Annotated in this window: 11 protein-coding genes; 9 read left to right on the forward strand and 2 right to left on the reverse strand. The window is 70.7% G+C overall.

Features of this window, described 5'->3' with window-relative positions:
* The first annotated feature begins 149 nt into the window (after positions 1-149).
* From ORI60_RS40775 to ORI60_RS40810, 8 genes are all read left to right on the forward strand, one after another.
* Positions 150-1,676 (forward strand): UDP-N-acetylmuramoyl-L-alanyl-D-glutamate--2,6-diaminopimelate ligase, encoded by a 1,527-nt coding sequence (locus ORI60_RS40775; protein ID WP_416234579.1) that lies wholly within the window; start codon positions 150-152, stop codon positions 1,674-1,676.
* On the forward strand, positions 1,673-3,133 hold the full coding sequence (locus ORI60_RS40780) for a UDP-N-acetylmuramoyl-tripeptide--D-alanyl-D-alanine ligase (RefSeq protein ID WP_266043349.1): 1,461 nt from the start codon (positions 1,673-1,675) through the stop codon (positions 3,131-3,133). Before ORI60_RS40775 ends, ORI60_RS40780 begins: the two co-directional genes overlap by 4 nt.
* Positions 3,130-4,215 (forward strand): phospho-N-acetylmuramoyl-pentapeptide-transferase, encoded by a 1,086-nt coding sequence (gene mraY, locus ORI60_RS40785; RefSeq protein ID WP_266043350.1) that lies wholly within the window; start codon positions 3,130-3,132, stop codon positions 4,213-4,215. The genes ORI60_RS40780 and mraY overlap by 4 nt, the downstream gene beginning before the upstream one ends.
* 4 nt (positions 4,216-4,219) lie before the next feature.
* On the forward strand, positions 4,220-5,593 hold the full coding sequence (gene murD, locus ORI60_RS40790) for a UDP-N-acetylmuramoyl-L-alanine--D-glutamate ligase (RefSeq protein WP_266043351.1): 1,374 nt from the start codon (positions 4,220-4,222) through the stop codon (positions 5,591-5,593).
* A gap of 88 nt (positions 5,594-5,681) precedes the next feature.
* The gene (gene ftsW, locus ORI60_RS40795; protein WP_416234580.1) at positions 5,682-7,148 is read left to right on the forward strand and encodes a putative lipid II flippase FtsW; all 1,467 of its coding nucleotides are present in this window, start codon (positions 5,682-5,684) and stop codon (positions 7,146-7,148) included.
* A gap of 36 nt (positions 7,149-7,184) precedes the next feature.
* Positions 7,185-8,288, forward strand: coding sequence for an undecaprenyldiphospho-muramoylpentapeptide beta-N-acetylglucosaminyltransferase (gene murG / locus ORI60_RS40800; protein ID WP_266043352.1), 1,104 nt, complete (start codon positions 7,185-7,187; stop codon positions 8,286-8,288).
* Positions 8,285-9,652 carry a UDP-N-acetylmuramate--L-alanine ligase gene (murC, locus tag ORI60_RS40805; RefSeq protein ID WP_266043353.1) on the forward strand — a complete coding sequence of 456 codons (1,368 nt, stop codon included), beginning with the start codon at positions 8,285-8,287 and terminating at the stop codon, positions 9,650-9,652. Before murG ends, murC begins: the two co-directional genes overlap by 4 nt.
* On the forward strand, positions 9,649-10,398 hold the full coding sequence (locus tag ORI60_RS40810; RefSeq protein WP_266043354.1) for a cell division protein FtsQ/DivIB: 750 nt from the start codon (positions 9,649-9,651) through the stop codon (positions 10,396-10,398). The genes murC and ORI60_RS40810 overlap by 4 nt, the downstream gene beginning before the upstream one ends.
* Before the next feature lie 14 nt (positions 10,399-10,412).
* Here ORI60_RS40810 and ORI60_RS40815 read toward each other — a convergent pair whose 3' ends face one another.
* Positions 10,413-10,874 (reverse strand): hypothetical protein, encoded by a 462-nt coding sequence (locus tag ORI60_RS40815; RefSeq protein WP_266043355.1) that lies wholly within the window; start codon positions 10,872-10,874, stop codon positions 10,413-10,415.
* 158 nt (positions 10,875-11,032) lie between these two features.
* Positions 11,033-11,158 carry a hypothetical protein gene (locus tag ORI60_RS40820; RefSeq protein ID WP_266043356.1) on the reverse strand — a complete coding sequence of 42 codons (126 nt, stop codon included), beginning with the start codon at positions 11,156-11,158 and terminating at the stop codon, positions 11,033-11,035.
* 687 nt (positions 11,159-11,845) lie between these two features.
* On the opposite strand from ORI60_RS40820, the gene ftsZ reads away from it, so the two are divergent.
* Positions 11,846-13,189 (forward strand): cell division protein FtsZ, encoded by a 1,344-nt coding sequence (gene ftsZ, locus ORI60_RS40825; RefSeq protein WP_266043357.1) that lies wholly within the window; start codon positions 11,846-11,848, stop codon positions 13,187-13,189.
* Positions 13,190-13,565 lie beyond the last annotated feature (376 nt).

Genomic DNA, 13,565 nt, shown 5'->3' on the forward strand with positions numbered 1-13,565 from the left:
CACGAAGCGGGCAGGAACTTGTGCGGCCGGACGGGCTCGCCCACGAAGACCAGCGCGGCGGGCCACTCGAACGGCCCAGATCCGCCGATCATCACCCGAACGCCAACGCGCCGCTCGGCCACTCCGTGCACGCCGGTAGCCTCTTGCCCGTGCCTGCCAAGCTCGAGGGCAAGGTCGCGACCGCCCCGCCCCGCCCCAACGCCATTCGCCCTGCTTCCGTGGCTGCTCTCGCCGCGGTCGCCGACGTGCACCTGACCAGGCCAGCGCATGCCGACGTCCAGGTGACGGGGGTGACTCTGCGTGCACAGCACGTGGTCCCCGGAGACCTGTACGCCGCGTTGCCCGGTGCCCACGTCCACGGTGCCGACTTCGCCGAGACGGCGATCGCGAACGGTGCCGTCGCCGTGCTGACGGACGAGGCCGGAGCCGCGCGCGACTCCCTCAAGGACGTGCCCGTGCTGATCCACCCGCGCCCCCGTGAGGTCGTGGGCCTGCTCGCCGCGCACGTCTACGGACGGCCGTCGACGAAGATCAGGTTGTGGGGGGTCACCGGCACGTCCGGCAAGACCACCACCACCTACATGATCGAGTCGGTGCTGCGCGCCGCCGGGAAGAACACCGGCCTGATCGGCACGGTCGGCACCCGCATCGGCACCGAGCAGCTCGGCAGTTCGCACACCACGCCCGAGGCTCCGGACCTGCAGGCGTTGTTCGCGGTCATGGCCGAACGCGGTGTCACCGACGTGGCGATGGAGGTGTCGAGCCACGCGCTGCACATGGGCCGCGTCGCCGCCACCGAGTTCGAGATCGGCGCCTTCACGAACCTGAGCCAGGACCACCTCGACTTCCACGCCGACATGGAGGAGTACTTCCAGGTCAAGGCGCAGCTGTTCGACGGCCGCGCGCGCAAGGAGGTCGTCTGCGTCGACGGCGACTGGGGCGAGCGGCTCGTCAAGCCCGGCACCACCACCGTCGCCACGACCAAGCCCGCCACCTGGACCGCGAGCGACGTCGAGGTGAGCCCGACCGGTGAGCAGACGTTCACCGCGCACGGCCCCGGCGGCGACATCCGGATCCACCTCCCGCTCGCGGGCAGCTTCAACATCGCGAACGCCCTGCTGGCCATCGCCTGCCTGCACCTGGAGGGCATCGGTGCGGACGCGATCGCCGAAGGCCTGAAGAACGTCCAGGTGCCCGGCCGCATGCAGCGCGTCGACGAGGGCCAGCCCTTCACGGCCGTCGTCGACTACTCGCACAAGCCCGCCGCCGTCGCGCTCGCGCTCGACGCCGTGCGCGCCAAGACCGACGGCCGGGTGATCGTCGTGCTCGGCTGCGGTGGCGACCGCGACCGGGCCAAGCGGCCGATGATGGGCGAGGCCGCCGCCGAACGCGCCGAGGTGTTGATCATCACCGATGACAACCCCAGGACCGAAGACGCGTCCTCCATTCGGGCCGCCATGCTCGAGGGCGCCCTCGCCACCGCGAACCGGGGCGAGGTGCTCGAGATCGGCGACCGGAGGCTCGCGATCGAAAAGGCCGTGGAGCTGGCCCGTCCGGGTGACGTCGTCGTCGTGGCGGGCAAGGGGCACGAGACGGGACAGGAGATCGCCGGCGTGGTCCATCCGTTCTCGGACGTCGAGACGCTGACCGCCGCGATCAGAGAGGCGCACCGTTGATCGCACTCACGCTCGCCGAGATCGCTGAGATCGTCGGCGGACGCCTGCACGCGACCGATGGCAGTCCGGTGGTCACCGGCACCATCGAGTTCGACACCCGCAAGGTCACCGAGGGGGGTCTTTTCCTGGCGCTGCCCGGCGAACGCGTGGACGGCCACGACTTCGCCGCGCAGGCCGTGGCGTCGGGCGCGGCCGGTGTGCTGGCGGGCCGCGAGGTCGACGCCCCCGCGGTCATCGCGCCGCCGGTGGAGACCAAGCACGCCAACGCCTACGTGCTCGCGGGCGACCGCGGCGGCGAGGGCGCGGCGGTGCTGGAGGCCCTGGCCAAGCTCGCCCGCCACGTCACGGACCGGCTGGAGGCCCTGACGATCGTCGGCATCACCGGCTCCGCGGGCAAGACGTCCACCAAGGACCTGATCGCGCAGGTGCTGGCGCCGGTCGGGGAGACCATCGCGCCACCCGGCTCGTTCAACAACGAACTCGGCCACCCGTGGACCGCGCTCCGGGCCACCGAGAACACGAAGTTCCTGGTGCTGGAACTGTCCGCGCGCGGCATCGGCCACATCGCGCACCTCTGCGAGATCGCGCCGCCGCGCTTCGGTGCCGTGCTCAACGTCGGCAGCGCGCACCTCAGCGAGTTCGGTTCGCGCGAGGGCATCGCGCAGGGCAAGGGCGAGCTCGTCGAGTCGCTGCCGGAGGACGGCGTCGCGATCCTCAACGCCGACGACCCGCTGGTCGCGGGCATGGCGAGCCGCACGAAGGCCAAGGTCGTCCTGGTCGGCGAGAACCCGAACGCGGACGTCCGCGCCGTCGACATCGAGCTGGACGAGCAGGCCCGCGCGAGCTTCACGCTGAAGACCGCGCAGGGCGACGCCCAGGTCAAGCTCGCGGTCAACGGCACGCATCAGGTGGGCAACGCGCTGGTCGCCGCGGCGATCGCCCTCGAACTGGGCGCCACGCCGGCCGAGGTCGCGCAGCGGCTCGGCGCGGCGGAACGGGTCTCCGCACACCGCATGGTCATCACCGACCGCGCGGACGGCGTGACGGTCATCGACGACGCCTACAACGCGAACCCCGACTCGGTGCGGGCGGCCCTGAAGGCACTCGCGTCGATCTCGCGCGCCACCACGCCCGCCCGCCGCAGCTGGGCCGTCCTCGGCCCGATGGCGGAACTGGGCGACGACGCGGTGCGCGAGCACGACGAGATCGGCCGTCTGGTGGTGCGCCTCGACATCAGCAAGCTGGTCGTCGTCGGTGAAGCGGCCCGCGCGATGCACCAGGGTGCGCACCTGGAAGGATCTTGGGGAGACGAATCCGTCAGGGTGCCGGACGCGGACGCGGCGATCGAGTTGCTGCAGGGGGAAGTCCGGCCCGGTGACGTAGTGCTGGTCAAGGCATCCAACGCCTATCGCCTGTGGCGCATTGCCGAGGCCCTGCTGGAGGCAGGAACCAAGTGAAGAGCATCCTGATCGCCGCAGCGATCGCACTGGCAGTGTCGATCCTGCTGACGCCCTACCTGATCAAGATCTTCTCTCGCCAGGGCTTCGGCCAGGAGATCCGCGAGGACGGTCCGCAGCACCACAAGACCAAGCGCGGTACGCCGACCATGGGTGGCCTCGCCATCCTGGTCGCGATGTGGGCCGGTTACCTCGGCACGCACCTCGTGAACTCGATGTCGGCCTCGGCGTCCGGGCAGACCCCGTCGGCGTCCGGCCTGCTCGTGCTGATGCTGACCACGTCGCTCGGCGTCGTCGGCTTCCTCGACGACTTCATCAAGATCCGCAAGGCCCGCAACCTGGGCCTGAACAAGACGGCGAAGCTGGTCGGCCAGTTCATCGCGACCATCACGTTCGCGATCCTGGTGCTGCAGTTCCCGAACAAGGACGGCCTGACGCCCGCGTCGGTCAACCTGTCGTTCGTCCGCGACATCACCGTGGTCTCGTTCGGCGTCGTCGGGTTCATCGTCTTCTGCTACGGCATGGTCGCCGCGTGGTCGAACGCCGTGAACCTCACCGACGGCCTCGACGGCCTGGCCGGCGGCTCGTCGGCGATGGTGTTCGGCACCTACGTGGTGATCTCCTTCTGGCAGTTCCGCTACAACTGCTCCAGCTACGCCGTCGCGGGCTGCTACGACGTGCGCGACCCGCTGGACCTGGCCGTGATCGCCGCGGCCGCGATGGCCGGCTGCATCGGCTTCCTCTGGTGGAACGCCGCTCCGGCCAAGATCTTCATGGGTGACACCGGGTCGCTCGCGCTCGGCGGCCTCGTCGCCGGTCTCGCGATCGCGACCCGCACCGAGCTGCTGATGATCGTCATCGGTGGTCTGTTCGTGGTCGAGGCCCTGTCGGTGGCGTTGCAGGTCGCGGTCTTCCGCACCTCGCGACGGCGCCTGTTCCGCATGGCCCCGTTCCACCACCACTTCGAGCTCGCGGGCTGGGCGGAGACCACGGTCATCATCCGGTTCTGGCTGATGGCGGGCATCTGCTGCATGTTCGGGCTCGGTGTGTTCTACAGCGAGTGGCTGACGGGCGGTTTCTAGAGCTATGACCAAGCTGGCCGGTTCAAAGGTGCTGGTGGCCGGTGCTGGAGTGACCGGCCGGTCCGCCGCGGAGGCGTTGCTCGCGGCGGGCGCCGAGGTCGTGGTGACGGACTCGTCGCCGGAACGCCTCGCGGCGTTGGAGACCCTGCTCGAAGGCGTGGAACTGGTGCCCGGCCTGACGGAACCGCCGGCCGGCACGTCCCTCGTGGTCACGAGCCCCGGCTGGCAGCCGTCGAGCCGGCTGCTCGCGGCCGCCGCCTCGGCGGGCATCGAGGTGATCGGCGAGGTCGAGCTGGCCTGGCGGATGGGCACCGAGCTCGCCGACCCGCCGGTGTGGCTCGCGGTGACGGGCACGAACGGCAAGACCACGACGGTCGGCATGCTGGAGTCGATCCTGCACGCCGCCGGCGCGGACGCCGTGGCCTGCGGCAACGTCGGCCTGCCCGTCGTGGACGCGCTGCTGGCCGGACGCCGGGTCCTCGCGGTGGAGCTGTCGAGCTTCCAGCTGTACTGGGCGCCGTCGGTGCGCCCTCAGGCCGGTGCGCTGCTCAACCTCGCCGAGGACCACCTCGACTGGCACGGCGGCATGGAGGCCTACGCCGCGGCCAAGGCCCAGATCCTCACCGGTGACGTGGCGATCGGCTGGCTCGACGACGAGCTGGTCGGCGACCTGCTGGAGGGTTCGCCCGCACGGGACCGGATCGGCTTCACGCTCGACGAGCCCGAGGACGGCCAGCTCGGCGTGCGCGACGGCTGGCTGGTCGACCGGGCGTTCGCCGACGACGAGGCGCTGGTCGAGGTCGCGAAGATCCGTCCGGCAGGCCCTCCCGGCATCGCGGACGCACTGGCCGCCACGGCCCTGGCACGCGCCTACGGCGTGCCGTCCGAGGCCGTGCGCGAGGGCTTGGAGGCGTTCGAACCGGCGGCGCACCGCGCCGTGCTCGTCACCGTGGACGCCGCCGACGTGAAGTACGTCAACGACTCGAAGGCGACGAACCCGCACGCGGCCGTGGCGTCCCTGCGGGCGTTCGACAGCGTCGTCTGGATCGCCGGCGGACTGCTCAAGGGTGCGTCGGTCGAGGAGATGGTGCGGACCGAGGCCCGCCGGCTGCGGGGCGCTGTGCTGATCGGCGCGGACCGGCAGGTCATCGCGGACGCGCTGGCGAAGCACGCGCCGGACGTGCCGGTGCGCTCGCTCGACCTCGCCGACGCCGACGACCCGATGCTCGACGTCGTCCGCGCCGCCCAGGAGCTCGCACAGCCCGGTGACACGGTGCTGCTCGCGCCCGCGGCGGCGTCGATGGACATGTTCACCGACTACGCGCACCGGGGGCAGGCGTTCACGGACGCCGTCAAGCGCCTCACGGGTGGCCGGTAGGGTTCGAAAGGGCGGCACGCTCCAGCGAAAGGGGCGACACGCCCCAGGAATCCCCGTTCGAGCGCTTGACACAGGAGACGATGATCCGGTGACCGTCGTCGCCGACAAGCCGAGGAACAAGCGGAAGGTTCGTCCCGCGGGCCGTGTCGCGTCGTTGCGCAGCGGTATGACCTCGTGGCTCAGCCGCCCGCTCGCCGACTTCCACCTGTTGCTCGCGATCTTCGGCATGCTCACCGTGCTCGGCCTGGTGATGGTGCTGTCGGCGTCGGCGCCGGGGCAGGTCGCGTCGGGCGTGTCCGCGTACAGCGTGTTCCAGAAGCAGCTGATCTACGTCTGCATCGGCGCGGTGCTGTTCTGGGTGATGCTGCGGTTCCCGTTGCGCAAGCTGCGGCACTTCTCGACGGCCGCGATGGGCATCGGCGTGCTGTTGCTGGCGCTGGTGCTGACGCCGCTCGGTGACGTCCGCGGTGGCGCGCGGTCGTGGTTCACGCTCGGGCCCATCTCGTTCCAGCCGATCGAGGCCGTGAAGCTCGCACTGGCGCTGTGGGGTGCGCACGTCCTGGTCACCAAGCGGGCGCTGCTGTCGCAGTACCGGCACCTGCTGGTCCCCGTCGTGCCGGTGGCGATGCTGGTGTTCGCGCTGGTCATGCTGCAGCCCGACCTCGGCGGCACGATCACGCTCGGCGTCGTGCTGATCAGCCTGCTGTGGTTCGTGGGCGCGCCGATGCGGTTGTTCGGCGTGATCGCCGGTGGCGCGGTGGCGGGTGCCGTAGTGCTCGCGATCGGTGCCACGTACCGCCTGCAGCGCGTCACGTCGTTCCTCAACCCCGACGCCGATCCCGACGGAGCCGGTCACCAGGCGCGGCAGGCGATGTTCGCGCTCGCCGACGGTGGCCTGTTCGGCAAGGGACTCGCGCGGGGCAGCTCGCAGTGGCGGTACCTGCCCAACGTCGAGTCGGACTTCATCTTCGCCGTCATCGGCGAGGAGCTCGGGTTCGTCGGGTGCGGGCTGGTGCTGGTGCTGTTCGGCGGTCTCGCGTGGGTCGGCCTGCGGATCGCGTCGCGCAACACCGACCCGTGGATCCGGATCGTGGCCGCGACGCTGACGGTGTGGCTCGTCGCACAGGCCGCGATCAACATCGGCTACGTCGTGCAGCTGCTGCCCGTCACGGGCCTCACGCTGCCGATGATCTCCTCCGGCGGTACCTCGATCGTGACGACCATGATCGTGTTCGGCATCCTGGCGAACTGCGCCCGGCACGAGCCCGAGGCCGTGTCGGCGCTGCGTTCGCTCGGTCCCGGCCGCGTCGGCGGACTGCTCAGGCTGCCCGCGCCCGAGGCGTACCGGCCACCGGCCAAGCGCAAGCCGGTCCGCCCGTCCACGCCTCCCCGCGCACCAGGCCGTTCACGCACGCAGCAACTTCCGGTCATGGACGAACGTCGTATGGCTGGAAGGTCCGCTCCGCCCTCGGAGTACCGTCGCCGCGACTCGCGGCGCACACAGGGCCGTTCTGAGCTTGGCCGGTCGACCCGCGGTCGCGGGCGATCGAACTGACGTGATTGACCAGCCGACACAAACTTGGGAGAAGTCTTGACCGGGCACCCTGCCCCCAGTGGTCCGTGCGTCGTGGTCGCCGGCGGTGGTACCGCGGGCCACATCGAGCCGGCACTGGCGCTGGCCGACGCGGTCATGCGGCTGCGACCGGACGCGCGTGTCGTCGCGCTCGGCACCGAACGCGGCCTGGAGAACAAGATCGTGCCGGCCCGCGGTTACCCGCTGGAGCTGATCCCGCCGGTGCCGATGCCGCGCAAGCCCACCCTGGACCTGCTGAAGCTGCCGCTGAACGTGCGCGGCGCCGTGAAGCAGACCCGTGAGGTGCTCGAGCGCGTCGGCGCGGACGTCGTCGTCGGGTTCGGCGGCTACGTGGCGCTGCCCGCCTACCTCGCCGCGCGCGGCCGCATCCCGATCGTGGTGCACGAGGCGAACGCCAAGGCCGGTCTCGCGAACAAGGTCGGCGCCAAGTTCGCCGCGCACGTCGCCGCGGCCGTGCCGGACTCCGGCCTGGTGGACGCGCAGATCATCGGCATCCCGCTGCGCCAGTCGATCACGTCGCTGGACCGCGCCGCGCTGCGCGACGAGGCCCGCCGGTTCTTCGGCCTCGACCCGCACGCTCCGGTGCTGCTGGTGTTCGGCGGTTCCCAGGGCGCGCGTTCGATCAACGAGGCCGTGGCGCCGGTCGCGGCGGAGTTCGCCCGTGCGGGCGTGGGTGTGCTGCACGCCTACGGGCCGAAGAACTCGGTTGCGGTGCAACAGATCCCGGGCGCCCCGGCGTACGTGCCGGTGCCGTACCTGGAGCGCATGGACCTGGCGTACGCCGCCGCGGACGCCGTGCTGTGCCGTTCGGGCGCGATGACCGTCGCCGAGGTGTCGGCCGTCGGCCTGCCCGCGGTGTTCGTGCCGCTGCCCATCGGCAACGGTGAGCAGGCGCTGAACGCCGGCCCGGTCGTCTCCGCGGGCGGCGGCCTGCTGGTGCCGGACGCCGAGCTCACGCCGGAGAAGGTCGCATCGCTGGTGGTGCCGCTCATGGCGGACCGCAACCGGCTCGCGCAGATGTCCCGCGCGACGCTCGGCACCGGCCGTCGTGAGGCGGACGAGATCCTGGCCCGTTCCGTCCTGGATGTGATCAAGAAATGACCCTCGAACGCGTTCACCTCGTCGGCATCGGTGGTGCCGGCATGAGCGGTATCGCCCGCATCCTGCTGGCGCGCGGCGTGCAGGTGTCCGGATCGGACGCCAAGGACTCGCGGACCGTGCTGGCCCTGCGGGCCCAGGGCGCGCGGATCGCCGTCGGTCACGCCGCCTCGAACCTGGACCAGCTCGTGGGCGGTCCGACCGAGGTCGTCGTGTCGACCGCGATCAAGGACACGAACCCCGAGTACGCGTCGGCCCGTGAGCGCGGCATCACCGTGCTGCGCCGGGCCGAGGCGCTCGCGGCGTTGATGGAAGACCACCGCGTCGTGTGCGTCGCCGGCACGCACGGCAAGACGTCGACCACGTCGATGCTCACCGTCGCGTTGCAGCACTGCCGGGTCGACCCGTCGTTCGCGATCGGTGGTGACCTGAACGAGTCCGGCGCCAACGCCCACCAGGGCACCGGCGGCGTGTTCGTGGCCGAGGCGGACGAGTCCGACGGCTCGTTCCTGTTCTTCTCGCCGTCCGTCGCCGTCGTGACGAACGTCGAGGCCGACCACCTCGACCACCACGGCACCGTCGAGGCCTACACGGCCGTGTTCGACTCGTTCCTGGAGCGGATCGTGCCGGGCGGCGTGCTGGTGTCCTGTGTGGACGATCCTGGCGCTGCTCGCCTGATCGCCGAGGCGCGGGCGCGTGGTATCCGGGTGCGCGAGTACGGCCGCACCGCGTCCGACGCGCGCCTGGTCGACTACAAGCCGCTGGAGTCCGGCGGCCTGGCGTCCGTCGAGATCGACGGCGTGGCCGTCGAGGTCCGGGTCGCGGTGCCGGGCGAGCACATGGCGCTGAACGCGATCGGCGCTCTGCTGGCCGGTCTGGAGCTCGGCGCGGACCAGGCCGGGCTGCTCGAAGGCCTCGCGGCGTTCGGTGGCGTGCGGCGGCGGTTCGAGTTCAAGGGCCGCGGCAAGGGCGTGTCGGTGTACGACGACTACGCGCACCACCCGACCGAGGTCGACGCGCAGCTGCGTGCCGCGCGTCCGGTCGCCGGTGCTGGCCGGGTGATCGTGGTGTTCCAGCCGCACCTGTACTCGAGGACGCGCACGTTCGCCACGGAGTTCGCCGCCGCCCTGTCGCTGGCGGACGAGGTCGTGGTGCTGGACGTCTACGGTGCCCGCGAGGAGCCGGAACCCGGTGTGACCGGCGGGCTGATCGCCGAGCAGGTCACGGCGTCCGTGCACTACGAGCCGTCGTTCGACCGCGTGCCGGGGCTGGTGGCCTCGCTGGCGCGGGAGGGCGACCTGGTGGTGACCATGGGCGCCGGTGACGTGACGATGCTCGGTCCCGAGATCGTCAGCGCGCTGTCATGAGCGCACCGGTTCGTGGCAGGTCCACGCGAGCTCGCTCCGCGAACCGGAGACCGAAGAGCGCTGAGTACCGGGCGCGGCGCAGGGTGATCCTGCGCCGCCGCCTGGTGGCGCTGCTGACAGTGCTGTCCGTGGTGGGGCTGGCCTACTGCGTCTTCTTCACCCCGTTGCTCGGCGTCCGGCAGGTCGACGTCCGCGGCAACGGCGTGCTGACCGAGGACGAGGTCCGCGCCGTCGCGGCGATCGAGGCCGGCTCACCGCTGATCCGCCTGGACCTCAAGGAGATCCACGACCGCGTGGCGGGCATTCCCCGTGTCGCCGCCGTGGAGGTGGAGCGCCAGCTCCCGGGCACGGTCCGGCTGCTGCTCACCGAACGCGCCCCGATCGGCTCGGTGAAGCTGCCCGACGGCTTCCACCTCGTCGACTCGACCGGCAAGGACTACGCGGTCCTCCCGGCCGCCGCGCCGGGCGTGCCCGAACTGGTGCTGACGCTGCCGTCGTCCTCGGACCCGGCCACTCGCGCCGTGGTCGGGGTCCTGAACGAGCTGCCGGAGAAGCTGCGGCCCGACGTGGTGTCGGTGGCGGCGACGACCGGTGCCGACGTGAAGCTGACGCTGTCGGGGAACCGCGTGGTGAAGTGGGGCAGCTCCGACGACACGGCACGCAAGGCGGCCGTGCTGCTCGTGCTGCTCTCGCGGCCAGGCACGACCTACGACGTGTCGTCGCCGGACCTGGCCACGGTTTCCTAGGCGCGGCCTGGCGCTCAGCCGAGCGTCAGGTGGAAGCCCTGGTGCTTCGCGTCCTGCTCGGAGTGCCAGATGACGCCGCGGCTGGCGTTGCCGATCTTCGCGCCGTAGAGCCGTTCCCCCTCGGGGATGCCGCTCACGGTGAACCTGAAGGAGCACGAGCCGGTGCCGCCCTGCAGCGTGCCGACGCCCAGCACCTCGTTGTCCTGGTTCACGATCTCAACCTGCCCGCCGAGCGTGATGTCCGTGTAGCCACCCGCACCGCACCGGCCGTTGACGGTCATCGACCCGCTGATCGTGAACACGTTCGGCGAGGACGAGGTGGAGGCCGGGCTCGTGCCGCCGGAGCGCAGCAGGTCGGGACCGGTGGCCCTGCCCAGGCCGAAGCCGAGCCCGCCCGCTGTCAGCGCCACCACGGTGAACCCGATCGCGAGCCACGGTGGCCGGCGCTTCGGCGGCGACTCCGGTCCGATGGTCACTACCGGTGGAAGAGTTTCCACTGAGGTCCTTCAGTTCGAGGTCGTGCTCGTCATCGCCGTGGTGCCGGTGGCCGTGACGGCGTGGGGAGCCGGCGGGACCGCCGGTTCGAGGACCGATGAATCGGTTGGGAGCACAAGGGGTTCTCCTGGGTGTCGTGCTAGCCGTTCGGCCTCAGCCGCGCCATCGCGACCCGCACGACGAGGCTGCCCAGCCTGCTCGTGACGAGTTCCAGGACGATCGCTTCGACGACGAGCGAACGCACGGACGCGGGTGCGGGTGCCAAGACATGCCTCCTGGTGATGAACGACTACCGTGCTCATCGGACAGCCACTCGCGGTATTAGCCGGATCGGTCGTTGTCACCCGAAGGAAGTACTCCAGGGTCGCCTGAACGTCCACAAGGGACGGTTGAGGTGCGACAGGCAGTGGGGTTGTACCGCCCTTCGTCGCTGATGAACGTGCGACGTGCGCGGCCCCGTTGGACCTGCTTGAACGCCGCGATCGGGCTGGAGGTCGAGGGCCTCCCGGACGTCGACGCGACGCCGAGGTGCCGTTCCGGGTGACCGGACCGTCTCGGTCCACCGGGTGCTCGCGCACCTCGACGTGGTCCGGCAACTGCTGGACGGAACCGCCGGAGACCAGGCCGCCGGATCTCGTGGCCCGGCGGAACCGGTGGAAAAATCGTCGATAGGACGGGTGAGACGATCTCCGATTCGCGGTCCGACTAGGCTTGGGGTGCGTCGTACTCAGGACCGTACGCCGCTACTTGACGGCACGACCGGGGAGTAGTAGCGCACAGTGTTGGGACCCTACGGCGTGGCTGCTGGACCGACGCACCGCTGGTGCTTACCGTCCAGCAGGAACATACGGGGTTGACATAACTCTGGGTCTCGATGAGAGGTCGAGAGTTTCAATCCGGGTGCAGCACACCCAGCACCACAGCGCGGACCACGATCAGGAAGGCGGATCCGATGACGCCCCCGCACAACTACCTCGCGGTGATCAAGGTCGTCGGCATCGGTGGTGGCGGTGTCAACGCCGTCAACCGCATGATCGAGGTCGGGCTGAAGGGCGTCGAGTTCATCGCGGTGAACACCGACGCCCAGGCCTTGCTGATGTCTGATGCCGACGTGAAGCTCGACATCGGCCGCGAGTTGACCCGCGGTCTCGGTGCCGGCGCGAACCCCGAGGTCGGGCACAGGGCCGCCGAAGACCACCGCGAGGAGATCGAGGAGGTCCTCAAGGGGGCCGACATGGTCTTCGTCACCGCAGGTGAGGGCGGTGGCACGGGCACCGGCGGTGCGCCGGTGGTGGCCTCGATCGCCCGCAAGCTCGGCGCACTGACCATCGGTGTCGTGACGCGCCCGTTCTCCTTCGAGGGCAAGCGCCGCGCCAAGCAGGCCGAAGACGGCATCCAGGCGCTGCGCAACGAGTGCGACACGCTCATCGTCATCCCGAACGACAGGCTGCTGCAGCTCGGCGACATCGGCGTGAGCCTGATGGACGCCTTCCGCTCCGCGGACGAGGTGCTCCTGTCCGGTGTCCAGGGCATCACCGACCTGATCACGACCCCCGGTCTGATCAACCTGGACTTCGCCGACGTCAAGTCGGTCATGTCCGGCGCGGGCTCGGCGTTGATGGGCATCGGCTCGGCACGAGGAGAGGGCCGAGCGGTGCAAGCCGCCCAGAAGGCCATCAACTCGCCCCTGCTGGAAGCCTCGATGGAGGGCGCGCACGGCGTCCTGCTGTCCATCGCCGGCGGCTCCGACCTGGGACTGTTCGAGATCAACGAGTCGGCTTCGCTGGTCCAGGAGGCCGCGCACCCCGACGCGAACATTATCTTCGGTACGGTCATCGACGACTCCCTGGGCGACGAGGTCCGGGTCACGGTGATCGCGGCCGGCTTCGACAGCGGAGGCCCGACCCACAAGAAGCTGGAGCCGACGGCGCTGTCCTCGCCGCCTCGGACGGCGACCGGGCCGATCGCCTCCGCCACGGCCACGCCGACCCACGTGCAGCAGCCGGTGGCCCAGACGCCGCCGCCCGTGCAGCCTCCTGTTCAGGCTCCTGTCGTGCAGGCTCCGGTTCAGCAGCCGGTCCAGCCCCAGGTCCAGGCCGAGGTTCGGCAGGCTCCGCCCGTGCAGCAGCAGCCTCCCACCACGGTGCCGCCGCAGCCCTCGCCGGCTCAGGGGAACGGGTACGCGTCCTCGGTGCCCCGGTCCCTGTCGCCCAACGGGTCGCTGCCCTCTCGGCCGGTTCCCGTTACCGAGGACCCTGACGACGAGGTTGACGTGCCGCCGTTCATGCGGCGGTGAGTTGCTGATCTTGTCGGACCCCCTGAGTAGCTTTTGGGCTCGGGGGGTCCTTTTGTTGGGGGGACGCCTGCGTCAGCCTGCGGCAGCTTGGGTCAGCTTGGGGTCGGGTGGTGGCTGGGTGGGGCTTGACCTGTGGCCTTGCCGGACGCGGCCTGGTGGGTGGTCGCCTTTTCCTGCTGCGGCTTTGTGGGTGGTCGCCTTTGTCTGCCGCGGCTTGGTGGGTGGTCGCTTTGCGGGCGGCGACCTCGCGTTGCGTGCTTCTCCTGGGGGCGCTGCCCCCAGACCCCCGGCAATCTGATCAGGGGGCCCGCGCCGTGCGTGGGTTGATGGCACGCCTGTTGCGTTGGGCGGCTGCCTGTTGCGTAGCTGGGCGCGT

This window comes from Lentzea sp. NEAU-D7 (genome assembly GCF_026242055.1).
Taxonomy (GTDB): domain Bacteria; phylum Actinomycetota; class Actinomycetes; order Mycobacteriales; family Pseudonocardiaceae; genus Lentzea.